The sequence below is a fragment of the Dactylosporangium sp. CA-052675 genome, assembly GCF_050947935.1.
Taxonomy (GTDB): Bacteria; Actinomycetota; Actinomycetes; order Mycobacteriales; family Micromonosporaceae; genus Dactylosporangium.
In genome coordinates this window covers 4,911,691-4,937,209 of record NZ_CP192010.1, presented here as the reverse complement: position 1 = coordinate 4,937,209, position 25,519 = coordinate 4,911,691, and the positions used below count along the sequence as shown (strand labels likewise).

Below are 25,519 nucleotides of genomic sequence, written 5' to 3'. Positions count from 1 at the left end.
GCATGAGAACTGGACTGCTTCGCGGCGCGCTCGCCGGCGCGGCCGGGACCACCGCGCTCAACGCCGTCACCTACGCCGACATGGCCTTGCGCGGGCGGGCCGCCAGCGGCGCACCGCAGGAGCTCGTCGCGCGGTTCGCCGAGGACACCGGCGTGTCCGTGCCCGGCGACGAGCACACCCGCGAGAACCGGCTGCAGGGGCTCGGGCCGCTCGTCGGCGCCGGGACCGGCGTCGCCGTCGGGGCGCTCGCCGGGCTGCTGCACCACGCGCTCGCGCGCCGCGGCTACCGGATGCCCGCGGCGCTGGAGGTCGCGCTCATCGGCGGGGCGGCGATGGCCCTCGCCGACGTGCCGCTGAAGGTCTTCCGGGTCAGCGACCCGAAGACGTGGACGGTCAAGGACTGGGCGAGCGACATCGTGCCGCACCTCGTCTTCGGGGCCGTCACGCTCGCGGGGCTGCGGCGACCAGGTACCGCTCGGCGTCGGCGGTTCTGAACGTCAGGCCGTGCCCCGGGGCCGACAGGTCCGGGCGCAGCTCGCCGCCCTCGCCCGGGCTGGTCACGCCGTCCAGGAGCATCGACTCGATGCGGGCGTGGTCGTGAAAGTACTCCAGGTGGCGCAGGTTCGGGGTGGCCAGGGCGGCGTCGGCGTGCAGGGCCGGCGCGCAGTGCCCGGACAGCTCGAGCCCGTGCGCGGCGGCCAGGCCGGCGACCCGCTGCCACTCGGTGATGCCGCCGCAGCGGGTGACGTCGGCCTGCAGGCAGTCGACGGAGCCGAGGAGGCGGGCGAAGTACGGCAGGTCGTAGCCGTACTCCCCCGCGGCGACGTCCACCCCGACGGCGTCGCGCACCCGGCGCAGGCCGTCCGGGTAGTCCGAGGACACCGGCTCCTCGAACCAGCGCAGCTGCGGGAACTCGTCCGCCAGCCGGATCGCCTGCTTGGCGCTGTAGGCGCCGTTGGCGTCCACGAACGGCTCCCGGCCGGAGTCCACCAGCACCCCGATCCGCTCGCGGTCCCGGGGGCCGCCGATCTTGATCTTCGCGCGCGGGATCTCCGCATTGGCGTCCAGCCACGAGCGCAGCCGGTGGTCGTCCCAGTTGATGAAGCCGCCGCTGGCGTACACCGGCACCGACGGGCGCGCCGGGCCCAGCAGGGTCGCCAGGCGCACGCCGAGCAGGCGCGCCTTGAGGTCCCACAGGGCCGTGTCCACCGCGGAGATGGCCATGGCCGCGACCCCCGGCCGGCCCGCGTTGCGCACGGCCCGGGCCATCGCCGCGTTGATCCCGGGCACGTCGAACGCGGGGCGGCCGACCACGTGATCGGCCAGCATCTCGCCGATCAAATGCCCCGCGGCCGCGGGCGCGTAGGTCCAGCCGAGGCCGGTGACCCCCGCGGCGGTGGCGTGCACGACGACCATGGTGGTCGCGTCCCACCGCAGGGTGCCGTCCTCCTCGGGGCCGTCGGTCGGGATGCGGTACGCCGCCCAGCGCACCGAGTCGATCTCAGTGGACACGGTCGCCGGGCCGGTGGGCGATGCGCCGCTCCGGATAGGCGCCCAGGACCTCCCCGTGCACCGCCGCGTTGAGGACCTCGGCGAGGTGCACGGCCCGGCGCCCGGTGTCGGCGTCCTCGATCTGCGTGCGGCACGAGAAGCCGTCGGCGAGCACGAGCGTTCCCGGGTCCGCGGCGCGCACGGCCGGCAGCAGCGCCTGCTCGGCGCAGGCGAGGGAGACGTCGCGGTGCTGCGCGGTCATGCCGAAGTTCCCGGCCAGCCCGCAGCAGCCCGAGTCCAGGTCCTCGGCCTGCAGCCCGATCGCCTTCATGACCTGGGCGTCCGCGTCGGCGCCGAGGATCGCGTGCTGGTGGCAGTGGCGCTGGACGATCGCGCGGACGCCGCCGGGCACCTGGGGCGCGAAGTCCGGGGCCCGCTCGGCGAGCAGCTGGGCGAGGGTGACGGTCTGCCGCGCGAGGCGGTCGGCGTCCTGGTCGCGGCCGAAGAGCTCGCCGAGGTCGGAGCGGAACACCGCGGTGCACGACGGCTCCAGCCCGACGAGGGGCAGGCCGGCGCGCATGTACGGGGCGAGGGTCCCGACGGTGCGCCGCAGCACCCGCTCGGCCGTCCCGAGCTGGCCGGTGGAGATCCACGTCAGGCCGCAGCAGACCGGCTTGGGCGGGACAAGGACCTCGAAGCCGGCCGCCTCCAGCACGCCGACGGCCGCGGCGGCGATGGCGGGGGCGAACGCGGTGGTGAACGAGTCCGGGAAGAGCACGACCCGGCCGCGTTCGCCGGTGCCGCGCGGGGTGCGGCGGCGCAGCCAGCGGTCGATGCGGGCGGGGGCGAACCGCGGTACCGGACGCTTCGGGTCGATCCCCGCGAGCCGCTTGGCCCCGGGCACCTTCGCCAGGGCGTTGGCCAGATCCGGCGCCACGGACGCGGCCCGCGCGATCAGGGGCAGCCAGCCCAGGGAGTAGTGGTCGCGGGGGCGCATCCGGCCCGCGTAGTGTTGGTGCAGGAACTCGGCCTTGTAGGTGGCCATGTCGACCTGCACCGGGCAGTCGCTGCGGCAGCCCTTGCAGGCCAGGCAGAGGTCGAGCGAGTCGTGCACCGCGGTGCTGCGCCACCCGTCGTCGATGACCCCGCCGTTGACCATCTCGAACAGCAGCCGGGCGCGGCCGCGGGTCGAGTGCTCCTCGTCGCGGGTCACCTGGTAGCTCGGGCACATCACGCCGCCGTCGGGGCCGGTGCGCCGGCAGTCGCCGACGCCGGCACAGCGCAGGGCGGCCCGCGAGAAGCTGCCGTCGTCCTCGAAGTAGCCGAACCTGGTCGCGGGCTGGGCCGGGGCGTAGTCGGCGCCGAGGCGCAGGTCGCCGTCGAGCGGCCGGGCGTGCACGACCTTGCCGGGGTTCATCCGGCCGGCCGGGTCGAAGATGGCCTTGAACTCCTCGAAGGCGCGGACGACCTCGTCGCCGTACATGATGGACAGCAGCTCGCCGCGGGCCTGCCCGTCGCCGTGCTCCCCCGACAGCGAGCCCCGGTGCTCGACGCACAGCTTCGCGGCGCGCGTGACGAACTCGCGGTAGCGGGCGATCCCGGGTTCGCTGGTGAGGTCGAACGGGATGCTGCAGTGCACGCAGCCCTGGCCGAAGTGGCCGTACAGGCTGGTGGCCCCGTAGCCGAACTCGTCCAGCAGCGCGATGAACGCGCGCAGGTAGTCGCCGAGCCGCTCCGGGTCGACCGCCGAGTCCTCCCAGCCGGGCCAGGCGTCGGGGCCGTTCGGGGTGCGCGCGGTGGTGGCCAGGCCCGCCTCCCGCACCTTGGCGAGCCGCTGGCGCATCTTGTCGTCCTCGAGGATGGTGCCCGGCCCGTCGTGCTCGGCGACGACGGTCCGCGCCGTGTCGAGGTCGGGGAAGTCGGCCATCAGCCAGGCCCGCCCCTCCGGCAGCACCTTGAGGATCTCGGTCGGCCGGTGCTCCTCGCGCTCGTACCGCAGCAGCTTCTCGTCCAGCCCCTCCAGCTGGATCGGCCCGTGCCGGCCCACGCCCGGGGCCGCGTCCCCGGCCTCGGCGATGCCGGGGAAGCCGAGCACCACCGTCACCAGGTTCTTCGGCTTCGGCAGCACCCGCATCTCGGCCCGCAGCACGACGACGCAGGTGGACTCGGTGCCGACGAGCGCGCGGGCGACGTTGAAGCCGTGGTCCTCGCGCAGCTCGGGCAGGTTGTAGCCGGAGACCCGCCGCGGGATGTCCGGGAAGCGGGTCGCGATCGGCTCGGCGTAGCGGTCCCGCAGCTCGTGCAGCGCCCGGAAGATGCCGCCCTCGTCCCGGTCGTGCCCGGCGCCGACCCACATCCGGGTGCCGTCGTACGTCAGCACCTCCAGCCGCTCGACGTTGGCCGCCGTGGTGCCGGACCACTGCGCGGTCGCGCCGCACGAGTTGTTGCCGATCATGCCGCCGATCGTGCAGTGCGAGTGGGTCGCGGGCTTGGGCCCGATCACGAGATCGTGGCGGGCCAGCACGGCGTTGGCGTCGTCCAGGGCGGTGCCCGGCAGGATCACCGCGGTGCGGGCCCGCGGGTCGACGGACTCCACGCCCCGCACGTACTTCGAGAAGTCCAGCACCACCGCGACGTTGCAGCACTGCCCGCCCAGGCTGGTGCCGCCGCCCCGCGACACGATCGGCACGTCGTGCTCGCGGCAGACCCGCACGGCCTCCACCGCGTCGTCGACGTCGCGCGGGCAGACCACGGCGATCGGGACCTGCCGGTAGTTGGAGCCGTCGGTGGAGTACGCGGCCCGGGCGCCGGCGTCGAAGCGCACATCGCCCCGGACCGCCCGGCGCAGCGCCGCTTCGAGCCCGGCCGGGTCGCGCGGCGGGGCGCTTCGGCGCGCGGTGGGAGTCGGGAGTGAGACGACCGCCATCGTTCAACCCTTCAGCTTCTGGATCTTGTCCTTGAACAGCGTGGTGGCGATCGCGGCCGGATGCGGCTGGCCCCGCAGGAACGCCGCCGCGAACTTCTTCGCCTGCTCGTAGGTGACGCTGGCCGGCAGCGGCGGCTCGTTCGGGTCCACGGCCACGTCGACCAGCGCCGGGCCGCCGTGGGCGAACGCCTCCCGCAGCGCGCTGGGCAGGTCGCCGGGCTTCTCGACGCGGGCGCCGAAGCCGCCGCAGGCCCGGGCGATCGCCGCGAAGTCGGGCGCCGGCTCGCCGAAGCGCACGCCGTGCTCGGGGAAGCCGAGCACCATCTGCTCCCACAGGATCTGGCCCAGGGAGTTGTTGTTGTTCACCACGACCTTGATCGGCAGCCCGTAGCGGACCGCGGTGTTGAACTCGGCCATGAGCATCGCGAAGCCGCCGTCGCCGATGAACGCGATCACCTGCCGGCCCGGGTGGGCGTGCTGGGCGGCGATCGCGTACGGCAGCCCCGGCGCCATGGTGGCGAGCGTCCCCGAGAGGTAGAACTCGCGGCCGCCGCGGATCTGCCAGTGCCGCGCCGCCCAGGTCGCGATCGTGCCGGAGTCGCAGGTGAGGATCGCGTCGTCGGTGCCGAGCGCGTCGAGCTGGGACGCGAGATACTGCGGGGCGATCGGGTCCCGGTCGGGCGACTCCAGCGACGCCATCTGCTCCCGCCAGTCGCGGACCTTCTCCTGGTACCGGCGCAGATGCTCCTGGTCCTTGCGCTCCAGCAGGGGCAGCAGCGCCTCCAGGGTGGCCCCGACGTCGCCGACCAGGGGCACGTCCGTGGCGATGCGCGTGCCGGCCCGGCTCGGGTCGATCTCGACCTGCACCACCTTGGCGCTGCCGGGCTTCGGCAGGAACTTGGTGTAGGGGAAGTTCGTCCCGAGCATCAGCAGGACGTCGATGTCCTCCATCAGCTCCTCGCTCGGCTTGGTGCCGAGCAGGCCGAGGCCGCCGGTCACGTAGGGCGAGTCGTCCGGCACCACCATCTTGCCCGACAGCGTCTTGACGATCGGCGCGCCGAGCGTGTCCGCGACCCGCTCCACCAGCGGCCCGGCCCCGCGCGCGCCGATCCCCGCGAGGATCCCGACCTTGCGCGCCGCGTTGAGCAGCTCGGCCGCCACGCGCAGGTCGGCGTCGCGGGGCCGGACCGCCGGCGCCAGGTAGACGGGCGCCGTCGTCGGCGGCACGACGGGGGCCACGGTCTGGTACGGGTCCTTGCCGGCCGGTGCGACCTGGATGTCGTTCGGGATGGTCAGGTGGGCCACGCCGCGGCGGGCGTAGGCGGTGCGGATCGCCACGTCGACGAGGGTCGGCAGCTGCGCCGGGTTCATGATGACCTGGTTGTACTCGGCCACGTCCTCGTAGAACCGGTCGAGGTTGACCTCCTGCTGGTAGGCCGTGCCCAGCACGCTGGACTCCTGCAGGCCGGTGATCGCGAGCACCGGGACGTGGTCGAGCTTGGCGTCGTAGAGCCCGTTGGCCAGGTGCACGCCGCCCGGCCCGGACGTGGCCAGGCACACGCCGATCTTGCCGGTGGTCTTGGCGTAGGCGGTCGCCATGAACGCCGCCGCCTCTTCGTGGTGAACCAGGACGAACCGCACCTTGTCCTGGTTGCGGCGCAGCCCCTCCATGATCCCGTTGATGCCGTCGCCGGGCAGCCCGAACACCGTGTCGACGCCCCACTCCGCGAGCCGGGAGATCAGTACCTCAGCCGTTATCGCACCCATGTCGAGAGCCGCTACCCGGCATCCATCAGGTCAAACTGCCCCCTGCCACGTTCCGGTTTGACCGGCTGGCGCACGGGTAGCGGGCGGGATGTGTCCCGGGTGACGGCCCTGTTCTGCTGGTGCGAGGTGACCTGGACGCTGCTGTCGTTCACGGCGACCGTCGAGCAGATCGCGGTGGGCGTGGCCGTGAGCCTGACCGCGGCGCTCGCCTGCGCACCGCTCGGCCCGGTCGCGGGGCCGTGGCGGCTGCTGCGGCCGCGGCGCCTCGGGCCGCTGCTCGCGCTCGCGGCGTCCGTGGCGGCCCGCGCCGTCGCGGCCAACCTGCGGCTCACGCGGATGATCTGGTCCCGCCGGCGCCCCGCCAGCGCGATGGTGACGGTCCCGACCAGCGCCCGCTCCGACGCCGAGGTGACCGCCGTCGGGCTGCTCACCTCCATCATCGTCAACTCGCAGCTCGTCGACGTGGACCGGGACCGGCATCGGCTGCGGTACCACACCGCCGAGGCCGGCGCCGGGCGCGACGACATCAACGGGCCGATCGAGGCCCGCGTCCTGGGCGTGACCCGCCGATGACGACCGTGTTCTGGGTGGCGCTCATCGGCCAGCTGGTCATCTGCGGGCTGCTGCTCGTGCGGGTGCTGGCCGGCCCGGAGACCGGGGACCGGATCGTCGCGCTCAACATGATGTCGACCCAGCTGACCCTGGCCGTGTTCGCGTTCGCCGTCGTCGCCGGGCGGGCGATCTACACCGACACCGCGCTGTGGCTGTGCTCGTTCAGCTACCTCGGGGCGCTGGTCTGGGCGCGGTACCTGGAACGGGGGCTGCTGTGAGCACCGTGGTCGCGGGCGTGCTGCTGGGCATCGGGCTGCTGACCGCGTTCTCCGGCGCGGTCGGGGTGCTGCGGATGCCCGACACGCAGCTGCGCATCCAGGCCTCGTCGAAGACCGTCACCCTCGGCGTGCTGCCGACGCTGCTCGCGGTCGTCGTGGCGACCGGGGTCGACAGCGTGTACGCCTCCCGCGCCCTGATCGTCGCGCTGCTCGTGCTCGTGCTGAACCCGCTCGCCGCCCATGCCCTCGCCCGCGTCTGCGCGAGGCGGGACTGACCGTGTTCTGGGTCGCCGACTACCTCGCGTGCGCGCTGCTGCTCGTCGCCGGGGTCGCGGTCGTGCGGCTGCGCGGCCCGGCCGGGTCGGTGATGGCGCTGTCCGCGCTCGGGCTGGTCCTGTCGCTGCTGTTCGTGCTGCTCGGCGCGCCCGACGACGCCCACGCCGAGATCGTGGTGGGGGCGATCGCGCTGCCGACGCTGTACCTCATCGCGCTGGGCAAGATCCGCACCGCGGTCGAGGACGAGCAGGCCGCGCCGCCGCACCGGCCCCGCGTCGGGCTCGCGGTCGCCGGCGCGGTGACGCTCGTGCTCGCCGCCGCGGTGTGGATGCTGCCCCGCGAGCACGCCCCCCTCTCGGCGCTGGCCCGGCAGGCCTACGACGGGGCGCTGCGCGACTGGCACAGCACCGAGCCGGTGGCCGCGATCGTCTACGGCTACCGCGGCTTCGACACCCTCGGCGAGACGTTCATCCTGCTCGCCGCGGTCGTCGGGATCGGGCTGCTGGCCCGGCGCCGGGAACCGCGCCGCGGCTTCGTCGGCGAGGCGGCGGCCGGGGAGCGGGAGCAGCGGGGCGTGCGGACCGCCGAGCACGGCACCACCGGCGCGCAGCGGCGGGCGCGCGGCGGCGAGGCGGCCGAGTCGGGCTCGGCTCCCGGGTCGCCCGCGATGACCGTCGTCGTGCGGGGCGGGGTGCGCGTCGTCGCGCCCGTGCTCGCGGTGGCCGGGCTGTACCTGGTCGCGTGGGGCTACTCCCCCGGCGGCGGGTTCCCGGCGGGGGCCGTCGCGCTCGGGGTGGTGCTGCTGGCGTATGTGGCGTACGGGTACGACCGCGTGGAACCGCTGATCCGCGCGGACCGCCTCGAACCCGCGGAGCTCGCCGGGGGCCTCGCGATCGTCGCCATCGGCGCGCTCGGCCTGCCGCTGGCGGGGTCGGTGTCGGCGAACTTCCTGCCGCTCGGGCCGCCCGGCACCATCCGCAGCGGCGGCATCCTGCAGGCGTTCTCCTTCGGCGAGCTGCTCGAGGTCGGCACCGGGCTCACCCTCGCCGTGTTCGCGCTGCTTACCATGGGCCACGACTGGGCCGCCGAGTCGTGATCCTCGTCAACCACCTCACCGCCGCGGTGCTCTTCGGCATCGGGCTGCACGCGGCCGTGACCCGGCGCAACCTCGTGAAGATCGTCATGGGACTCTCGCTCATGGAGGCGTCCGGGTACCTCCTGCTGCTGTCGATGGCCTACCGCGCCGGCTCCACCGCGCCCGTGCGCATCGACCCCGCGCCCGGGCAGGCCGGCAACGTCGCCGACCCCATGCTGCAGAACATCTGCCTGACCGCGATCGTCATCGGCGTCGCCATCACCGGCGTGTTCCTCGCCGTCGTCGTGCGCCTGGCCCAGCACCACCGGACCGTGGACGCCGGCCGGATCCGCGACCTGCGCGGCTGAGGTGCCCACCGCCGAGGTGCTGCCGCTGGCGGTGCTGGCCCCGATCGCGGGCGCGGTCCTCGCCCCGCTGCTGGCCCGGTTCTCCGCCCGCCTCTCGCTCGCGATCGCCCTGCTGGCCGTCGTGGCCTCGGTCGCCGTCCTGGCCGTCTGCGCCCTCACCGCCCGGGGCCAGACCGTGTACCTGGGCGGCTGGCGTCCCATCGGCATCGCCTACGTCGCCGACGGCTTCGGGCTCACCATGGCCCTGACCGCGGCCGTCGTCGGCGCGCTGGCGTTGCTGGCGACGCTCTCGGGCCTGGCCGACCTGGGCCCGCGCGAGCTGGGCGGCTACGCGTGCCTGTCGCTGCTGCTCATCGCGGCCGTCGTGGCCGGGTCGCTGACCGTCGACCTGCTGCACCTGTTCGTCTGGTTCGAGGTGGCGGGGCTCGCGAGCTACGCGCTGACCGGGTTCTTCCTCGAGCGCCCGCACGCGGTCGAGGCCACCTTCAAGATCGTCGTGCTCACGTCCGTGGCCGGGTTCCTGATCTTCATCGGGACGGCGCTGCTGTACCAGTCCCACGGCGCCGTCGTCATGAGCGCCCTGTTCCCGGGGCCGCCCGGCGGGCTGGACCACATCGCCGCCGGCCTGCTGCTGGCCGGCCTGGCCACGAAGGCGGGCCTGGTCCCGTTCAGCGGCTGGCTGCCCGACGCCCACACCGCCGCGCCGGGCCCGATCAGCGCGCTGTTCTCGGGCATCCTGGTGAACCTCGGCGTCGTCGGCATCGCCCGCCTGCTCGACGCGGGCATGCCCGGCCACGGCGCGCTCATGGTGCTCGGCTGCGCCTCGGCCCTCATCGGCGCCGCCGCGGCCGCGGTGCAGGACGATCTCAAGCGGCTGCTCGCGTACGACACCATCTCCCAGATCGGCATCGTGACCACCGGCCTGGCCGCCGCGAGCGCCGCGGGCACCCGGGCGGCGGTCTACCACCTGGTCGGCCACGCGCTGTTCAAGGCCCTGCTGTTCCTGATCGCGGGCGCCGTCGTGCACAACACCGGCGCGACGCGCCTGTCCGAGCTGTCCGGGCTGTTCCGCCGCAGCCGCACCCTGGTGCTGCTGTTCCTCGTCGGGGCGGCCGCGATCGCCGGGGTGCCGCCGCTGAACGGGTACGTCTCCCTGAGCCTGCTGCACACCGCCCTGCACCCGACGCCCGCCGCGCTGGGCGCGGTGTTCGCCGCGCAGGTGGTGACGGTCGCGGCCCTGACCCGCGTGGTGCGGGCCATGGTCGCGCGCACCGAGGACCCCCGCTTCGCCCGCGACGAGCACCTGCGGCCGGGCCTGACCGTGGCGCTGGCGACCCTCGCGGCGGCCTGCTTCGCCACCGGGGCCGCCTTCCACCTGGCGAGCGGCGTGCCCTGGACCGACGCGTTCGAGCTGCTGAGCACCGGCGCGAGCGTGGCGCTGGGCGTGGTGCTGTCGGCGTGGGTGGGCCCGCGCGCGGACGGCCTGCGGGCCCGTTTCGCTCGCGTGGCCACGGGCTCGGTGAACGACTACACGCTCTACCAGGCGCTGGGGCTGCTCGCCGTCTGCGCCGCACTGCTGGCCTGACCCAGGCTACGCGGGTCCCCGGGGCGCCCGCCGCACGCCGCCACCACCGCTCGCTCGCGCCGCCGCCCTACAGGGACTTCGTCACGCGGTTGCCGGGGCGGGTCACCACGTAGCAGTGCGACGTGCGATCGCCGAGCGCCCACCGGTCCGGGTTGCCGCCCGTCGGCACCACGCGCAGGTCGGTGCGGCTCTCGAACCTCGCCTTCGACTCGCCCGGAAACGCTCCGGCCCTGGCGTCGCAGGCATCCCAGCACGTACGCCGCGGGCTTGGGCAAGGACATGCCGTCCGTCTCGGTTGACAATGTCATCTCAATCCGGCAGGCTCATTCAGGTGACAATGTCATCTGAAAATCAGCAGCTCGTGGTCGTCACCGGTGCCTCCACCGGGATGGGCGCGGCCACCGCCCGCGAACTCGCCCGCCGCGGATTTCACGTGCTCGCCGGCGTGCGCAGGGAGCGCGACGGCGAGCCACTGCGCGCCGCCGGGATCGAGCCCGTGATCCTCGACATCACCGAGCCCGGCCACATCGCCTCGCTCGTCGACCGCCTCGCCCGGGATCCGCGGCCGTTGGCCGCCCTGGTCAACAACGCGGGCATTCCGGGGGCCGGTCCCGTCGAGGTGACACCGCTCGAAGACTGGCGGCGCCTGTTCGAGGTGAACGTCCTCGGGCACGTCGCCATCACCCAGGCGCTGATCCCCATGCTCCTGCGCGGCAAAGGCCGGATCGTCAACATCACCTCGTTGAACGGCAAGCTCTCGATGGCGGGCTACGGGCCGTACGCCAGCACCAAGTTCGCGCTCGAGGCGGTCAGCGACGCGCTGCGCAACGAGCTCGGCCCGCAGGGCGTGCGGGTCGTCGTCGTGGAACCGGGTGGCGTGCAGACCGCGATGGCCGGGCACGGCATCGCGGGCATCGAGCGGCTCGGCGGGCGGATGACCCCGGATCTGGCCGCCCGCTACGGCGACATGATGCGGGCGCTGCCCGCGCACGCCGCCGCGTTCACGGCGGCCGGCGTCACCGCCGAGGCCGCGGCCCGCCGGATCGCGAAGGCGGTCACCGACCGCAATCCCCGCACCCGCTACACGATCGGCCGGACGGCGTCGTTCCTGATCGGCGCCGCCCGGTTCCTGCCCGACCGGGTCCTCGACCGCATGACCAGCTCGGACCTGCGCAAACACTATGGCCGGCGGGCCCTGACCCGTCCGGCCTGAGCCGGCCCCTACTTCCGGTCGCGCTCCAGGGCCGGCGCGTGGCCTCGCGGGACTCGTCGCGCCGGGCGAGGGTGCCCTGCGAGCCGGCCGAGCATCGACCGGGACGGATTCGCGCCACGGCCGGGGACCATGTGGACAAACCTGACGTCGTACTGCTCCCCGAACCGGGCGAGATCCGCGCCGTGCCACGCCTCGGCGGTCACGCGGATCTCGAACGCCCCGGTGATGCCGTCCCTCGCGTCAGCGTGGTCCGGCGCCGCCGGAGGGCGAGCAGTGCGCCGCCCGCGGCCCCGACCGTCGCCGCGCCGCCGTGGATGTCGCCCAGCACCAGCAGTGCCAGCGCGGCGAGCAGCGCCACGGCGGCGGCCACGCGCCGCCCGGGCCCGGTTCCGAGCGTCAGGGCCGCGACCGCCAGTGACGCGGCCAGGCCGAAGTCGACGAGCGAGGTACCGCCGCCGACCGGCTGGACCACCAGGCCCCACAGGCCGCCGAGCACCTGGACCACGAGGGCCAGCAGCAGCCACCGGGCCGTGCCCCAGAGCCGTTCGGCCATCGTGCCGAGCACGGCCAGGGCGAGCAAATTGAAGATGGTGCCCGGCCAGCCGCCGTCCTGGACGAGGCACGACGTCACGAGCCGCCACACCTCGCCGTGCGCGATCGCGGCCCGGTCGCGGCGCAGCGCGTCGAACAGGGCCGGCGCCACCGTCAGCTGCAGCCCGGAGACGACGGCGACCAGCGCGAACAGCACGGCGGTCGCGGGCGGGAGCCGGCGCCCGGAGGCCAGGCCGGCGCCCGCCACGCCGGCGGTCACGAGCAGCACGAGATAGAGGACCGTCTGCGGCATCCGCTAGAGATACCACGCGGCGGTCACACGACGGTGATCACCGCGTCCGCGACGGCCGGGTTGCGCAGGAGCCGTGTGCGCAGCTCGGTGACGTGGCCGACGAGCTCGGCGCCGGGGCGGGCGCGCACATCCGCGCACGGCTCGACGTTCACGGTCACGAGCAGCTGGGACGGGCCCACGTACACGGCCCGCAGCTCGCGCACCTCGTGAATCCACGGCTGCGGCCCGATCGCCTCGTGCAGGGTCTCCATCACGTCGTCGGGCGCAGCGGCGTCGATGAGCAATGCCTTCGAGCGGCGGGCGAGCAGCCACGCCACGACCGCGAGCAGGACGCCGATCGCCATGCTCGCCGCCGGGTCCCACCAGGCCCAGCCGGTCACCATGTGCAGCACCAGCGCGATCAGGGCCAGGGCGATGCCGATGAGCGCGGCGGAGTCCTCGAGGTAGACGGTCGTGGCGCTCGGGTCGGACGCGTGCTTCAGGTGCTCGCGGACCGAGCGGCGGCGGGCCCGCGCGTCCGCGCGCAGCTGGCGCCGGGCGGTGACCCAGCTGTAGCCCTCGAACCCCGCCGACACCACGAGCACCCCGATGCCGATCCACGGACTCTCCAGCGGCTCCGGCACGAGCCAGCTGCGCACGCCCTCGGCGATCGACAGCAGCCCGCCGACGAGGAAGATCCCCAGCGCGGCCAGGAACGCCCAGAAGTACCGCTCCTGCCCGTAGCCGAACGGGTGCCGGCGGTCGGGCTCGCGCTTGGAGCGGCGCAGCCCCAGCCACAGCAGCACCTCGTTGCCGGTGTCGGCCGCCGAGTGCATGGTCTCGGCCCACAGGGCGGCCGACCCGGTGACCAGCGCCGCCACCGCCTTCGCGACCGCGATCGCCAGGTTGGCGCCGGCGGCCACGACGACGGTTCTGGTGCTGCTGCTCTCGCTGTCTGCCATGCACCCATCGATACCCGCCCCGAGGTGTTTTGACGCGGTTCGAACCCGGGTAAAACGCCACGCGTGCGACCCCGAATCATCGCCGCCACGCTGACCGGGCTGCTCGTGCTCACGTGCGGGCTGCTCGGCTACTGCTCGGTGCGCCCGCCGGACTACCACGACTTCCGGGTCGCGGCCGAGACGACCGCGCAGGCGGCCCACGACTCGCTGCTGACCGCGGAGCTGACCGGCGGCGCGGTGCGCGACGGGCGCGCGACGACGCTCTACGCGACGGTACTGCTGGACGACAGCGCGAAGAGCCTGGCCTCCGCGGTGCGCGACTTCGCCGAGCTGCCCCCGCCCGACGAGGCCGCCACGGCGCTGCGCGACCGGCTCCTGCCGCTGCTGAGCGAGGCGGTCGCGCGGCTGCAGGACGCCGCGGCCGACCCGGCCCGCACGGAGGGCCTGCGGCCCCTCGCGGAGCGGCTGGTCCGGTCGTGAAGAAGGCGTTCGCCATCACGCTCGGCATCCTCACCGCGATCGGCGGCTTCGTCGACATCGGCGACATCGTGGCCAACAGCGAGGCCGGGGCCCGGTTCGGGATGTCCCTCGCCTGGATCGTGGTCGTCGGTGTCGTCGGGATCTGCGTGTACGCCGAGATGGCCGGCCGCGTCGCCGCGGTCTCCGGCCGCCCGGTGTTCGACCTGGTCCGCGAGCGCCTCGGCCCGCGCGTCGGGCTGGTCAACCTGGCCGGCTCCTACCTCGTCACGGTGCTGACCCTCGGCGCGGAGCTCGGCGGCGTCGCCCTCGCGCTGCAGCTGGCCACGAGCGTCAACTACCTGCTGTTCGTGCCCGTCGTCGGATTCGTCGCCTGGGTCGTGCTGTGGCGCACGAAGTTCGAGACGATCGAGCGCGTCTTCGGCCTGCTCGGGCTCGCGCTGGTCGTCTTCGTCGTGGCGCTGCTCAAGCTCGACGCGCCCTGGCACGAGCTGTGGCGGCAGGCGTCGCACCCCGGCCCGAGCGGCGAGGAGAACTGGGGAACGTACTCCTTCCAGGCCATCGCGCTCTTCGGCGCGGCGATGACACCGTACGAGGTGTTCTTCTTCTCCTCCGGCGGCGTCGAGGAGCGCTGGACGGCCAAGGACCTGACGGTCAACAAGGCGAACGTGTTCATCGGCTTCCCGCTCGGGGGCCTGCTCTCCCTGACGCTCATGGCCACCGCCGCGGTCGTCTACCACCCGCTGGACATGCGGCTGGACACGATCGGGCAATCCGCGTTGCCCGTGGTGCTGGCGCTGGGCAAGCTCGGGCTCGCCGTGGCCATCCTCGGGTTCTTCGCGGCCACGTTCGGGGCGGCGATGGAGACGGGGCTCTCGGCCGGGTACACCATCGCGCAGTACTTCGGCTGGTCCTGGGGCAAGCGGCTGAAGCCGGCGCGGGCGGCCCGCTTCCACACCGTCGTGCTCGTGAGCGTCCTCATCGGCCTGGCCGCGCTCGCGACCACCGTGGATCCGGTGCAGCTGACGGAGTACACCCTCATCTTCAGCGCGATCGTGCTGCCCCTGACGTACCTGCCGATCCTGGTCGTCGCCAACGACCGCGACTACCTCGGCGAGCGCGTCAACGGCCGGCTCGCCAACACGCTCGGCGTGCTCTTTCTCGTCGTCATCCTGATGGTCGCCGTGGCCGCGATCCCGCTCATGGTCATGACCGGAATGGGAGGCTGACCGTGCCGTTGCTGATCGGCTTCGACCTGCTCGACCGGCAGATCGTCGACCTGGCCGGGGAGCCGGTCGGCAAGGTCGACGACCTCGAGCTCGCGCTCGGCCCCGACGGCGTGCCGCGCATCGCCGCGCTGCTCGTCGGGCCGCAGGCGCTCGGGCGGCGGCTCGGCGGCCGCCTCGGCGGCTGGGTCTCCAGCGTCGCGGGGCGGCTGCACCCGGCCGAGAACCCGGACCCGATGCGCATCCCGTGGTCCGTCGTCGCGCGCACCGACAGCGCCGTGCACCTGTCGCTGCGCCGGGAGCTGCTCACCGAGCCGGCGCTGGAGCAGTGGCTGCGCGAGCACCTGATCGCCCGGATTCCGGGGGCTCACGATGCCGGCAACTGATCCCGCCCCGGAGGGCCTGCGCGCCAGTGACCTGCTCGGGCGCCGTATCGACGGTACCGCCGGCCGCGTCGCCGATCTCGTCGTGCGCGACGGCGCGATCGTCGCGGTCATCGTCACCCGCCGGCCGTGGGGCCGCCTGCTCGGCTACGAGCGCGAGCAGGTCGCCGGCCCATGGCTGCTGGAGGTGCTGGCCCGGTGGATCCTGCGCCGCGACAGCGTGGAGATTCCCTGGGCGCGGGCGGCGCCGAGCCTGCTGCGCGGACGCCCGCAGGCCTAGCCGCGCAGCCGGGGCACCGTGGTTACTGATGCGCGGACACGTGAGAGGGACACGCATTACTCCAGCGCGCCGCGTCCCGCCGGCGCGGCCGCCCGCAGCCGGTTTCCCGCCGTACTCTGCAGCTGCATGTGCATTCTGCCGGGACGAACGGAGTGGCGAGCGTGAACGTGCTGGACAAGACGCCGCGGTTGTTCGGCATCGTCGCCGATCCCGAGGACGACGGCCACCCGTCGATCGTCGCCTGGGGGCACGAGCTGGCCGGGCACGCGGTGACGAGCTGGTTGCTGGCCGACGGGCGCATCGAGGTGGCCGTGTTCGGCTCCGCGCAGGACGCCCTCACCACCGCCGAAGCGCTCTACCCCGCCACCCTGATGTGGCTGCCGATTGGCGATGCGCCCCCGAATCTGGAAGGTTGATCCAGGAGAGGGGGCACGGGGGTTGTCGGATGCTGTAACACGGCGGTGGCAGGAAGCGGACGACGCCGTCGAGTCCCTCGTGGCCGCCCTGAGCGCCATGGTCGCCCGGGCCGAGCACCGCAGCAGCCGCAAGCGCCCGCGGGGCCGGGACCTGCCGAAGCGGCGTGACAAGAGCGCCCGCCGTTATTTGGCCGAGGTCATCCGCTCGCACCGCCTCGCGCCGGGCCTGCGGGTCGACCGCAACATGATCGCCGCGCTGTTCACCGGGCACCGCGAGCTGGTCGGCAACCCGGTGCTGGTCGTCGCCGTCGCCCAGGCCTGCGGCATCATCTCGGGCCGCAAGCTGACGAGCAAGGAGGCGGCCCGGCTGCGCGCCGCCAGCGAGCGCGTGGCGCGGCTGATCAGACGCGCCCAGGAGGCCGGTCCGGTCCCCGCCCAGGCGCCGATCCCGGTCCCGGCGCCGGCCGCCCCACCGCCCGCCGAGACGCGGCCCGTGCCGACGCAGCCGGCCGCCGAGACACTGCCGGCCGCCGAGACACAGTCGGCCGCCGAGACACCGCCGGCCGGGCAGACTCAGCCGGCGGTGCAGGCGCGGCCCGTGCAGACGCGGCCGCCCGTGGAGGCGTCTGCGGTGCCGGTTCGAGCTCCCGAGCCCGAGCCGGCACCCGCGGCCGGCGGCTCCCGCACCTACTGGCCGATCGTGGCGGTCGCCCTGCTGCTCGCGCTCGTCGTGCTCGGGGCCTTGCTGGCGCGCTGAGCCCGCAGCACCCGCGCGACCATGGCCGGGGTGAGCAGCGACTGCGGCGGCCGCATGAGGTTCGAGACCTCGAGGAAGCGCCGGGCGACGGCCGCGTCGACGCCGGTCGCGCGCTGGACCCGGGCGACGTATGCGTTCAGCAACTCCATCCGCCGCGTCCGCGGCCCCTCCACGTCCGGGTAGGCGAGGTCCCCGCCGGCCGACATGTCCCAGGGGACGTCGACGATCCGGGCCGCCCGCGCGTAGAAGCGGCGCGGCAGCCCGTCGATGCCGTCGCGGGCCGCGAGCCCGAGCGCGCGGGCCTGCGCGACGGCGACCGTCATCCCCTGGCCGTACGCCGGGTTGAACGCGCACACCGCGTCCCCGATCGACACGAACCGCTCGGGCAGCCGGGTCAGCCGCTCGTAGTACCGCCGCACGCTGCCGGGCAGCCGCAGCCGCACCGGGTCGCCCAGCGGCTCGGACTCGGCCAGGAGCCGGTGCAGCCGCGGGTCGGGCAGCTTGGCGGCGAACGCGAGGAACGCGTCGGGGTCGGTGGGCGGGGCCTGCTGCGCGCCGACGCCGAGCAGCGTGACCATCCACCGGTCGCCGTCGACGCCGAGGGCGATGCCGCCGTAGGGGCGCGCGGGTCCGCCGGGCGCGTTCAGGATCGCCGCGAAGTCCTCGCGCCCGGGCACGCGGCGGTAGTCGCGGGAGACGTACGCCGTGCCCGCGTCGATGCGCTCCTCGGCCGGGCGCTCGAAGCCCAGCGCGGCGAGCCAGGTCACGCCCCGGTTGCCGCGCCCGGTGGCGTCGACGACGAGATCGGCCCGGACCTCGTGCCCGGCGCCGTGCGCGGGCCGGACGGTCGCGCCGGTGACCCGGGCGCCGTCATAGAGCAGGCCGGTGGCCTCGTGGCCGTCGAGCACGACGACGCCGGGCAGCGCCGCGACCCGCCGGCGCAGCACGGACTCGAGCAGCGCCCGGCTGACGCAGAGCCCGGCGAGGCCGGACACGGCGCGGGGTGCGGGCCGGTCGCCGAAGACCCAGACGCCGTCGCGCTGCAGGTCGAGCGGGACCGCGCCCTGCTCGGCGAGCTCGGCGACGATGCCGGGGAAGAGCTCCTCGATGACCTGCCGGCCGAGCGCGAGGAGACCGTGGGCGTGCTCGGCCTGGGGGACGCCGCGGCGCGGCGTGGGCCCGTCGGGCAGGGTGTCACGGTCGAATACAGTGACGCGCTCGAAGGAGTCGAGCAGGGCGCGGGCGGCGGTGAGCCCCGCGATGCTGCCCCCGAGCACGATGGCGTGGCGTTGCTTGTCGGACATGCCCTCCAATTATGTTGAGCGATTCGTGACCGTCCGTCAGCAACGGGACACTGTCCGGCTGTCAGCGTCGCGTATCAGCGCTGGTCATGGCGTCGTGGGCCCGAACCCGGTCGCCAGCGTCCGGCCGTCGGCGCTCGCCTCGCACCACCTCGGGACCCGCAGCATGCGGACACCGCGCGCCGCCGCGGGACCAGGTGCGGGCAGACGCCGCGCGCCGCCGCGGGGCCGCGCCGGGCCGGTTCAGGTGCGCGCGTGCCGGCCCAGGGCCGCCTCCACGTCGGCGTCGGTGAGCTGGGCGAAGTCGGCGTACCACTGCCCCACCGCGGCGAAGTTCTCCGGCGCGTGCAGGCAGACGACGGTCGCGGCCTGCGCGAGGCGCTCACGGGCCTGCTGCGAGCAGACCGGCACGGCCAGGACGATCCGCTCCGGGCCCCGCGCCGAGAGCCAGCGCACGGCGGCGTGGGCGGTGACCCCGGTGGCCAGGCCGTCGTCGACGAGCACCACGCGCCGCCCGGCGACCGCCGGGGCCGGCCGCTGCCGCCGGTAGCGCGCGACCCGCCGGTCCAGCTCGGCCCGCTCGGCGGCGACGGTCGGGGCGAGATCGGCGGCGGTCAGGCCGAGGTAGCGCAGCGCGGCGTCGTCGAACACGGCCGGCCCGTCCTCGGCCATCGCGCCGACGCCGAACTCCGCGTGCCCGGGCGCCCCGATCTTGCGGACGATGACGATGTCGAGCTCGGCGCCCAGGCGCTCGGCCACCGGCACGGCGACGGGTATCCCACCGCGCGGCAGCGCCAGCACCAGCGGCTCATCGCCGGCCAGCCCCTGTCGCTGCAGCTGCGCGGCGAGGGCCCGCCCGGCCTCGGTACGGTCGGCGAACAGCATCGCGGCCTCCTCAGGCGGTGAACGATCCTCTACCCGCTCCGGGCGCGGCCATGCGTGATCGCCCGGCCGGCGGGTAGGCGGCCGGTATGAGCACAGCAATCAAGTCCGCCGGGGTCGCGCTCGACGCCGACGTGACCGTGCCGCCGGACTCACGCGGCCTGGTGCTGTTCGCGCACGGCAGCGGCAGCTCGCGCCTGAGCCCGCGCAACCGTATGGTCGCCGAGCGCCTCAACGGCGTCGGGCTCGCCACGGTGCTGACCGACCTGCTCACCCCGGATGAGGACGCCTCGCCGCTCGACGCCCGCTTCGACATCGCGCTGCTCGCCGAGCGCCTGACCGGCGTCGCCGACTGGATCGCCGGCCTGGCGGTGCTGGGCCGGCTCCCGCTGGGGCTGTTCGGCGCGAGCACCGGCGCGGCCGCCGCCCTGCTGACCGCGGCCGAGCGCCCCGGCCAGGTGCGCGCGGTCGTCTCGCGCGGCGGCCGCCCCGATCTCGCCGATCCCCGGCTGCCCGAGGTCACGGCACCGGTACTGCTGATCGTCGGCGAACGCGACGAGGCGGTCCTCGAGCTCAACCGCGCCGCGGATCGCGAGCTCGGTGGCGAGTCGGCGCTGTGGGTCGTGCCGGGCGCGACGCACCTGTTCTCCGAGCCCGGCACGCTCGGCCAGGTCGCGGGCGCGGCGGCGCAGTGGTTCGTCCGCCACCTCGCCCACGCCGAGCTGACCCTCGACGACTACCTCCCCGACGCCTGAGCCCCGTTCACCAGGGGATGGTCATGTTCCGGGCCATCTGCCACAGCAGCAGCAAGACCAGCACGACGCCGGCCAGCAGCCAGCCGACGCCGCCCGCGACGAGGCCGGCGGCCGTCCGGTCCCGGCCGCTGGAGCCGCGCCAGGCGCCGAGCGCGAGCGACGCGAGGAACGCCGTGACCTGCCCGCACATCAGTCCGGCGATGGGGTCCCCCAGCGCGGGCAACGCCAGCACCGAGCCGGCGAACGCCAGCGCGTACAGCACGAGCGACCACAGCACACCACCGAGCACCGACCCGCGCGGCGGCTTGTCTTCCCCGTTGGACGTCATGCCGGAGTAGACGGGCGCCGGACCCCCGCCGTTTCCGCGCGCAGATCACGGAACGGGCACGGCCGGCAGGCGCCGCACCCGTCCCTGGATCAGCTCGGCTCAGCTCGCCTTGCGCAGGCCTTCACCTCGAGCGGCGCCCGCGGTTACGCGCACCCTGCTCGGCGTGCTGTTCCGGCGGGCCCGGTCGACCGGCGCCTACCCCGGCTGCTGATCCCGCGGCTCGGCCCGAGCCCACGCCGGCGTCGCCGGGTTCGGCTCAGCCGCGGGCAGGGCCGGTCGCGCAGCCGGGCCCGGGGTGGGGCCGGGCGTCGGGCCGGACGCGGGGTCCGGGGCAGGGCCGGATGCCGGGTCCGGGCTCGCCGAAGTCGCCGGAGTTGAGCCGGGCGGCGGGGCCGGGGCCGCCGCCGCGGCCCGGGCGGCCTGGCGTTCCTGCCACAGCTGCTGCGTCCGCCCGCCCACCTTGCGCGCGACCCCGGCCGTGCGGTCCCCGAGCTCCCGCGCCCGCTTCGCCCCGGCCGCGCCGAGGGCCTGCGACTGCTGCCCGACCTTCGAGTTGAGCGCCTGCTGCACCGGCGCGGTCTGGATGAGCCGCTCCGCGCCCTGCCGCGCCGCCTGCCCCGCGACCGCCGCCGCGTCCGCCGCCGCCGCGGCCGTCTTGCGCGCCGCGGCCGCCGCCGCGTCCGAGGTCCGCCGGGCCGCCTCCGGCAGGTGCTCCGCGCCGCGTCGGCGGGCCGCTGCCGCCGCCTCGGCCGCGACCTGGGCCGCGACCACCGCCGCGTCCGCGCTCATGCGCCCGGCGACCACGGCCGCGCCCGAGGCGCGCTGACCGGCGACCACGGCCGCGCCCGAGGCGCGCTGGCCGACGACCAGGGCCGCGCCGGACGCCCGCTGGCCGGCGACCAGCGCGGCGCCGGAGGTGCGCCGGGCGAGCTCGGCGGCGCGGGCCGCGACCTGCGCGTAGAGGGCGCGCCGGACCACGACGGTGCCGGCCGCGCGGTCGACGAGCGTGCGGTGCCGGGGGCCGAACGCGGGCAGCAGGTTCACCCACCACACCACCGTGGCGACGGCGAGCACGAGGACACCGAAGGAGAACTCGCCGTACACCGCCAGGGCCAGCCCGATCCCGACCAGCCCGGTCTCGACCAGCGTCGTGGCGAACGCGCGCCGCAGCGCGAACCGCGCGCCCGCGCCGGCCGCGTCCACCCTCGTGTCGGCGAGCACCTTGCCGAGCGTCGCGCCCCGCCAGCCGAGCAACGTCAGCTGGTACGCGAACTGCAGCACCGGCACCGCGAGCACGGCGAGGATGAGCGGCAGCGCCAGCTCGAACCACCGGCCGGAGGCGACCGCCCGCAGCCCGCCCTCGCCCGCGCCGCGGTGCGTGACGAGCGCGACCAGCCGGGCGATCCCGGCCTGGGCCGCGACCCCGCCGACGTATTGGGGCAGCCCGCGCACCAGGTCCCAGAACGCGAACGCGACGAGGGCCAGCCCGGGCACCATGACGATCAGATAGTCGATCCACCATCCGAGCAACCGGCGCCCGAGCCCGGCCCGCCTGGGCTCCATGACGACCTCGGCGGGCGGGACCGGAACCGGCGCGGCCCAGGGCTGCGGCTGGTACGAGGGATCGAACACGATGAGTCACCTTAGAGCATGTTCCGCCCCCGTGGCGCCCGCCTGCCGGCGCTGCCGAACGACGCGGCCCGAGCGCCGTCAGCGGTTGCGGGCGCAGGCCCGGCTCGTGCTCACTGCCGGTCCGGGCCTGCCGAGTCGGCTGAGGGCCTTCCGGCCCCGGCGAGGTCGGTCTCCGGCCTGTCCCGGGGGCGGGTGCGCCACAGCACGACGACGGCGGCGATGCAGACGATCGCGCTCGTGAAGGTGTTCAGGCGCAGGCCCAGGACGTGGTTGACGGTGTCGACGCGGAGCATCTCGACCCACCCCCGGCCCACCGTGTACGCGGCCACGCACAGGGCGAAGACGCGGCCGTTCGTGAGGTGGAAGCGGCGCTCGGCCCAGAGCACGAGCGCGGCGACGCCGAGGCACCACAGCGCCTCGTACAGGAACGTCGGGTGGTACAGGGCGATGTCCCGGGTCGCGGCCGGGCGGTGCGCGGGGTCGATGCGCAGCGCCCACGGCAGGTTGGTCGGCCGCCCGTAGAGCTCCTGGTTGAAGTAGTTCCCGAGGCGGCCGATCGCCTCGGCGAGGGCCACCCCGGGCGCGGCGGCGTCGGCGAACGACGCCAGCGAGATCCCGAGGCGCCGGCAGCCGATCCAGGCGCCGAGCGCGCCGAGCGCGATGGCGCCCCAGATGCCGAGGCCGCCGTCCCAGATGTAGAGCGCGCGGATGGGGCTGCGGCCCTCGGCGAAGTACAGCTCCGGGTCCGTGATGACGTGGTAGATCCGCCCGCCGGCGATGCCGAACGGAACCGCCCAGACGGCGACGTCCACGACGTCGTCGCGGCGGCCGCCGCCGGCCGCCCACCGCCGCTGGGTCAGCCAGACGGCGACGATGATCCCGGCGATGATGCACAGCGCGTAGGCGCGGATCGGCACCGGGCCGAGGTGCCACACGCCGCGCGCGGGGCTGGGGATGGCGGCGAGCAGCAGCGGCTGGAGCTCCATCGGACTACTCTCGCACGGCCCGCGCGGTGACCAGCCAGAGCCCGGCCGGCAGCCGGTAGCCGGTTCCCGGGACGCGGAAGCGGTCGAGCAGTCGGGCCGCCCCGGCGCGGGCCGCCGCCCGGCCGTCCGGGCCCGCGGCGCGGTACGGCGGGCCCGCCGGCCCGAGCTCGATGAGCCACTCGGCCACGACCTCGGGCTCGTCGGCCGGCTCGAGCACGACGTCGACCGGCTCGACCGCGATCGCGCCGAAGCCGGCCGCGGCGAGGATCCGGTGGGCGCGGCCCGGGTCCGCCCACGCGAACGGGCCGGGCTCGTCACCGACCGGCAGCGGCGGCAGCGCGCCCAGATGCGGCGCGGCACCGAGCAGGGCCGCGGGCAGCCACGGGTTCGCGGCCGCGTCACGGAAGACGGTGGCCGCCAGCGCAGCGCCCGGGCGCAGCGAGCGGCGAATGGCCGAGCAGTCGGCGAGCAGCATCAGGGCGGTCCGGGAGAAGGCCGCGTCGAACGGCGCGCCCGGGATCTCCCGGACGGCCTCCACGTCGGCGCACACGAATGCGACGTCCGGGAAGCGGCGGCGGGCGGCGGCGACCATCTCGGCGGAGACGTCGACGCCGACCGCACCCAGCTCGGCCGTGGAGCCGCCGCAGCCGCAGCCCACGTCGACGATCCGCCGCCCGGCCCCGGTCCCGACCGCGGCGCGGAGCCACTCGATCGCGGCGGCGCCCAGCGGGCGCCCGACGGTGTCGGTGCGCTCGGCGTGGCGGATCCACCCCGGCGCGGCCTGCGACCAGAAGCCGGACATCAGAAGGGCATCTCGTCGCCGTCGACGGTCAGCACCCGGAAGCCGGCCGCCAGCGCGGGGTCGAACCCGTCCTGCTGCGCGGCGAGCCCCGCGGCGCGCACCAGCCGCTCCGACTGGAACCGGCGGAACGCGGCCTCGTCCTGCCACACGTTGACGATCCGCCAGCCGCCCTCCGCCGGCCCGGCCACGTGGGCCAGCAGGCCCGGGGGACGGTCCGGGCCGAGGTTGCGCTCGACCATGCGGAACATCTCCTCGTTCACCCCGGGCATGTCCTGCACGACACCGAACGGCATCGCCACCACCTCCGTTGAATAGAGTGAACCTCTATCCAATAGAGGACTACGCTACGCAGGTGGCTGTCAAGCGTCGGTACGAGTCGGCTCGGCGACAGGAGCAGGCCCGGCAGACCCGGCGGGCGATCCTGGCCGCGGCGGCCACGCTGTTCGTGGATCCCGGGTACGCCGCGACACCGCTCACCGCCGTCGCGGCCGAGGCGGGCGTCGCGGTCCAGACCGTCTACGCGGTGTTCGGCAGCAAGCGCCAGCTGCTCTCCGAGCTGGTCGACGTCACCATCGCCGGCGACGACGAGCCGGTGGCGCTGCCCGAGCGGGACTTCGTCGCCGAGATCCGGGCGCTGCGCGACCCGCGGGCCATGCTCGCCCGCTACGCCCGGCACCTCTGCGGCGTCAACGCGCGGCTGGCCGACGTCCTCATCGCCCTGGCCGGGGCGGCCAGCGCCGACCCGGACGCGGCCGAGATCTGGCGCAAGCACGCCGCCGAGCGCCGGCTCGGGATGCGCATGTTCGCCGCCGACCTCGCCGGCTGCGGGGGCCTGCGACCCGGCCATGACCTCGAGACGGCGGCCGACGTGCTGTGGCTCGCCATGGACGTCCGCAACTACGACTGGCTGGTCCGGCAGCGGGGGTGGAGCGCCGAGCAGTACGAGCGCTGGTACGTCGACACCGTCGCCGCCGCGCTGCTCGACCCGGCCTGACGATCGTCGCCGGCGGTGGGCCGCCCGGCCGGGTCGGGCCGGCGCGGGCCGGGAAGGGCCGGTCAGGTTCGCGCGAGCTCGTAGTCGCGGATCGCGGCCACCGCCGCGTCGCCGGCCGCGGCCAGCTCGGCCAGGTCGGCGCCGGTGAACGCGTGGGGCTCGCCGCCCATGACGCAGTGGGAGCCGAGTATGTGGCCCGACGGCAGCCGCAGCGGGACCCCCGCGTACGAGCGGATCAGGCCCGCCCGCACGATCGGGTTCGCGCCGTGGATCGGGTGCCGCGCGAGGTCGTCGGCGACGAACGGCGCGTCGTCGAGGAGCACCTGCGGGCAGAACGCGAACTCGTTCGGCCCGCCGCCGGTGGCGACCATCAGGTGCTCGTCGTCCGAGGCGCCGATCGTGGCCGTGGCGGCCAGCGTGGCGGTCGCGGTGTCGAGCACGGCCTGGACGGCGGCGATGGGCATCCCCAGCCGCTCGGCGCTGCGCCGGCAGATGGCCTGCAGGCGCTCACCCAGGCCGGGATCGAAGAGGTCGTACGCGGCCAGCGCGCGCATCCGCTCCAGGTTGGCGATCTTCTCGCTGTGCCGGTCCATCTGCGTTCCCCCGTTCACGGTGCCCGCCCCACGGTCAACCCGGTCTCACCCAGGGTTACCCCGGCCCGCCGCCCGGAACCGCGGCCGGCGCGCCGAGATCGCGCTCGCGCTCGCGGATCAGGTCGTGCACGGCCGAGAGCCGCACGAACGTCGCCGCGCGAATGGCCAGGCTGCGCCCGCACAGCGCGGTGACGGGGTCGGTGGCGAGCATCGCCGCGATGAGCCGCTCCAGCGCCGCGGGGTCCGTCTCCCGGCCGGTGAGCTGAGCCCGGCGCAGCAGGTCGCTCCACAGCCGCTCGGTTCCCGCGCCGTAGAGGCGGTGCAGGGACTCGCGGGCCTCGGCGAGGTCGGGGCGCGACATCTCGTACGGCCCCGCGTTCACATCGGTCAC

At 75.0% G+C, this 25,519-nt stretch carries 30 protein-coding genes; 16 read left to right on the top strand and 14 right to left on the bottom strand.

From position 1 onward, the window contains the following. Positions 1-2 precede the first annotated feature (2 nt). Positions 3-494, top strand: a complete 492-nt coding sequence (locus ACQP1P_RS22745) for a hypothetical protein (RefSeq protein ID WP_433089210.1) — start codon at positions 3-5, stop codon at positions 492-494. On the opposite strand, the gene ACQP1P_RS22740 is transcribed toward ACQP1P_RS22745, so the two are convergent. Genes ACQP1P_RS22740 through ACQP1P_RS22730 form a run of 3 tightly spaced genes read right to left on the bottom strand, consistent with a single transcriptional unit; the run spans position 442 to position 6,184 of the window. Next, positions 442-1,512: an enolase C-terminal domain-like protein gene (locus ACQP1P_RS22740; RefSeq protein WP_433089208.1), complete on the bottom strand. Its 1,071-nt coding sequence runs from the start codon at positions 1,510-1,512 to the stop codon at positions 442-444. The genes ACQP1P_RS22745 and ACQP1P_RS22740 overlap by 53 nt on opposite strands. Then, on the bottom strand, positions 1,502-4,417 hold the full coding sequence (locus ACQP1P_RS22735; RefSeq protein ID WP_433089207.1) for an FAD-binding and (Fe-S)-binding domain-containing protein: 2,916 nt from the start codon (positions 4,415-4,417) through the stop codon (positions 1,502-1,504). The genes ACQP1P_RS22740 and ACQP1P_RS22735 overlap by 11 nt, the downstream gene beginning before the upstream one ends. A gap of 3 nt (positions 4,418-4,420) precedes the next feature. After that, on the bottom strand, positions 4,421-6,184 hold the full coding sequence (locus ACQP1P_RS22730) for a thiamine pyrophosphate-dependent enzyme (protein WP_433089205.1): 1,764 nt from the start codon (positions 6,182-6,184) through the stop codon (positions 4,421-4,423). A gap of 99 nt (positions 6,185-6,283) precedes the next feature. Here ACQP1P_RS22730 and ACQP1P_RS22725 point away from each other — a divergent pair, with 99 nt between their 5' ends. From ACQP1P_RS22725 to ACQP1P_RS22695, 7 genes are all read left to right on the top strand, one after another. After that, positions 6,284-6,757, top strand: coding sequence for a Na+/H+ antiporter subunit E (locus ACQP1P_RS22725; protein WP_433089203.1), 474 nt, complete (start codon positions 6,284-6,286; stop codon positions 6,755-6,757). Next, on the top strand, positions 6,754-7,014 hold the full coding sequence (locus ACQP1P_RS22720; protein WP_433089201.1) for a monovalent cation/H+ antiporter complex subunit F: 261 nt from the start codon (positions 6,754-6,756) through the stop codon (positions 7,012-7,014). Before ACQP1P_RS22725 ends, ACQP1P_RS22720 begins: the two co-directional genes overlap by 4 nt. Next, on the top strand, positions 7,011-7,289 hold the full coding sequence (locus ACQP1P_RS22715) for a cation:proton antiporter (RefSeq protein WP_433089199.1): 279 nt from the start codon (positions 7,011-7,013) through the stop codon (positions 7,287-7,289). Before ACQP1P_RS22720 ends, ACQP1P_RS22715 begins: the two co-directional genes overlap by 4 nt. A gap of 2 nt (positions 7,290-7,291) precedes the next feature. Then, positions 7,292-8,386, top strand: a complete 1,095-nt coding sequence (locus ACQP1P_RS22710) for an MnhB domain-containing protein (protein WP_433089197.1) — start codon at positions 7,292-7,294, stop codon at positions 8,384-8,386. Continuing rightward, positions 8,383-8,733 (top strand): sodium:proton antiporter, encoded by a 351-nt coding sequence (locus tag ACQP1P_RS22705; protein WP_433089195.1) that lies wholly within the window; start codon positions 8,383-8,385, stop codon positions 8,731-8,733. Before ACQP1P_RS22710 ends, ACQP1P_RS22705 begins: the two co-directional genes overlap by 4 nt. 1 nt (position 8,734) lies before the next feature. Beyond that, positions 8,735-10,318: a complex I subunit 5 family protein gene (locus ACQP1P_RS22700; RefSeq protein ID WP_433089193.1), complete on the top strand. Its 1,584-nt coding sequence runs from the start codon at positions 8,735-8,737 to the stop codon at positions 10,316-10,318. A 337-nt stretch (positions 10,319-10,655) separates the two neighbouring features. Next, positions 10,656-11,531, top strand: a complete 876-nt coding sequence (locus ACQP1P_RS22695) for an SDR family NAD(P)-dependent oxidoreductase (protein WP_433089191.1) — start codon at positions 10,656-10,658, stop codon at positions 11,529-11,531. A 199-nt stretch (positions 11,532-11,730) separates the two neighbouring features. Here the strand turns inward: ACQP1P_RS22695 and ACQP1P_RS22690 are convergent, their stop codons facing one another. Beyond that, positions 11,731-12,375 carry a rhomboid family intramembrane serine protease gene (locus ACQP1P_RS22690; RefSeq protein ID WP_433089189.1) on the bottom strand — a complete coding sequence of 215 codons (645 nt, stop codon included), beginning with the start codon at positions 12,373-12,375 and terminating at the stop codon, positions 11,731-11,733. 23 nt (positions 12,376-12,398) lie between these two features. Continuing rightward, positions 12,399-13,316, bottom strand: coding sequence for a cation diffusion facilitator family transporter (locus tag ACQP1P_RS22685; RefSeq protein ID WP_433089188.1), 918 nt, complete (start codon positions 13,314-13,316; stop codon positions 12,399-12,401). A gap of 63 nt (positions 13,317-13,379) precedes the next feature. On the opposite strand from ACQP1P_RS22685, the gene ACQP1P_RS22680 reads away from it, so the two are divergent. The 6 genes from ACQP1P_RS22680 (at position 13,380) to ACQP1P_RS22655 (ending at position 16,855) form a co-directional block, all read left to right on the top strand. Next, complete coding sequence (locus ACQP1P_RS22680) at positions 13,380-13,796, top strand: hypothetical protein (protein ID WP_433089186.1); 417 nt, start codon at positions 13,380-13,382, stop codon at positions 13,794-13,796. Continuing rightward, positions 13,793-15,022: an NRAMP family divalent metal transporter gene (locus ACQP1P_RS22675; RefSeq protein WP_433089184.1), complete on the top strand. Its 1,230-nt coding sequence runs from the start codon at positions 13,793-13,795 to the stop codon at positions 15,020-15,022. The genes ACQP1P_RS22680 and ACQP1P_RS22675 overlap by 4 nt, the downstream gene beginning before the upstream one ends. Before the next feature lie 2 nt (positions 15,023-15,024). After that, on the top strand, positions 15,025-15,405 hold the full coding sequence (locus ACQP1P_RS22670; RefSeq protein ID WP_433089182.1) for a hypothetical protein: 381 nt from the start codon (positions 15,025-15,027) through the stop codon (positions 15,403-15,405). After that, positions 15,392-15,682 (top strand): hypothetical protein, encoded by a 291-nt coding sequence (locus tag ACQP1P_RS22665; protein ID WP_433089180.1) that lies wholly within the window; start codon positions 15,392-15,394, stop codon positions 15,680-15,682. The genes ACQP1P_RS22670 and ACQP1P_RS22665 overlap by 14 nt, the downstream gene beginning before the upstream one ends. A gap of 161 nt (positions 15,683-15,843) precedes the next feature. Then, complete coding sequence (locus ACQP1P_RS22660; protein ID WP_433089178.1) at positions 15,844-16,098, top strand: hypothetical protein; 255 nt, start codon at positions 15,844-15,846, stop codon at positions 16,096-16,098. Between the two features lie 79 nt (positions 16,099-16,177). After that, a complete protein-coding gene (locus ACQP1P_RS22655) occupies positions 16,178-16,855 on the top strand; it encodes a hypothetical protein (RefSeq protein WP_433089176.1) in 678 nt (225 codons plus the stop codon). Here ACQP1P_RS22655 and ACQP1P_RS22650 read toward each other — a convergent pair. Together ACQP1P_RS22650 and ACQP1P_RS22645 are read right to left on the bottom strand one after the other, a co-directional pair. Beyond that, a complete protein-coding gene (locus ACQP1P_RS22650; protein WP_433089175.1) occupies positions 16,786-18,159 on the bottom strand; it encodes an NAD(P)/FAD-dependent oxidoreductase in 1,374 nt (457 codons plus the stop codon). The genes ACQP1P_RS22655 and ACQP1P_RS22650 overlap by 70 nt on opposite strands. Before the next feature lie 240 nt (positions 18,160-18,399). Further along, positions 18,400-19,041 carry a phosphoribosyltransferase gene (locus ACQP1P_RS22645; RefSeq protein ID WP_433089173.1) on the bottom strand — a complete coding sequence of 214 codons (642 nt, stop codon included), beginning with the start codon at positions 19,039-19,041 and terminating at the stop codon, positions 18,400-18,402. 86 nt (positions 19,042-19,127) lie between these two features. On the opposite strand from ACQP1P_RS22645, the gene ACQP1P_RS22640 reads away from it, so the two are divergent. Further along, positions 19,128-19,793, top strand: a complete 666-nt coding sequence (locus ACQP1P_RS22640) for a dienelactone hydrolase family protein (protein ID WP_433089171.1) — start codon at positions 19,128-19,130, stop codon at positions 19,791-19,793. 7 nt (positions 19,794-19,800) lie between these two features. Here the strand turns inward: ACQP1P_RS22640 and ACQP1P_RS22635 are convergent, their stop codons facing one another. From ACQP1P_RS22635 to ACQP1P_RS22615, 5 genes are all read right to left on the bottom strand, one after another. Then, complete coding sequence (locus tag ACQP1P_RS22635; protein ID WP_433089169.1) at positions 19,801-20,121, bottom strand: hypothetical protein; 321 nt, start codon at positions 20,119-20,121, stop codon at positions 19,801-19,803. A gap of 195 nt (positions 20,122-20,316) precedes the next feature. Further along, complete coding sequence (locus tag ACQP1P_RS22630) at positions 20,317-21,753, bottom strand: RDD family protein (RefSeq protein ID WP_433089168.1); 1,437 nt, start codon at positions 21,751-21,753, stop codon at positions 20,317-20,319. Positions 21,754-21,863: 110 nt separating this feature from the next. Beyond that, positions 21,864-22,739, bottom strand: a complete 876-nt coding sequence (lgt, locus tag ACQP1P_RS22625; protein ID WP_433089166.1) for a prolipoprotein diacylglyceryl transferase — start codon at positions 22,737-22,739, stop codon at positions 21,864-21,866. A gap of 4 nt (positions 22,740-22,743) precedes the next feature. Then, on the bottom strand, positions 22,744-23,541 hold the full coding sequence (locus ACQP1P_RS22620) for a class I SAM-dependent methyltransferase (protein ID WP_433089164.1): 798 nt from the start codon (positions 23,539-23,541) through the stop codon (positions 22,744-22,746). Continuing rightward, positions 23,541-23,834 carry a hypothetical protein gene (locus ACQP1P_RS22615; protein WP_433089162.1) on the bottom strand — a complete coding sequence of 98 codons (294 nt, stop codon included), beginning with the start codon at positions 23,832-23,834 and terminating at the stop codon, positions 23,541-23,543. Before ACQP1P_RS22615 ends, ACQP1P_RS22620 begins: the two co-directional genes overlap by 1 nt. 59 nt (positions 23,835-23,893) lie before the next feature. On the opposite strand from ACQP1P_RS22615, the gene ACQP1P_RS22610 reads away from it, so the two are divergent. After that, the gene (locus ACQP1P_RS22610; RefSeq protein WP_433089160.1) at positions 23,894-24,535 is read left to right on the top strand and encodes a TetR/AcrR family transcriptional regulator; all 642 of its coding nucleotides are present in this window, start codon (positions 23,894-23,896) and stop codon (positions 24,533-24,535) included. Positions 24,536-24,597: 62 nt separating this feature from the next. Here ACQP1P_RS22610 and ACQP1P_RS22605 read toward each other — a convergent pair whose 3' ends face one another. Together ACQP1P_RS22605 and ACQP1P_RS22600 are read right to left on the bottom strand one after the other, a co-directional pair. Then, positions 24,598-25,128: a GAF domain-containing protein gene (locus ACQP1P_RS22605; protein ID WP_433089158.1), complete on the bottom strand. Its 531-nt coding sequence runs from the start codon at positions 25,126-25,128 to the stop codon at positions 24,598-24,600. A gap of 55 nt (positions 25,129-25,183) precedes the next feature. Then, on the bottom strand, positions 25,184-25,519 hold the full coding sequence (locus ACQP1P_RS22600) for a hypothetical protein (protein ID WP_433089157.1): 336 nt from the start codon (positions 25,517-25,519) through the stop codon (positions 25,184-25,186).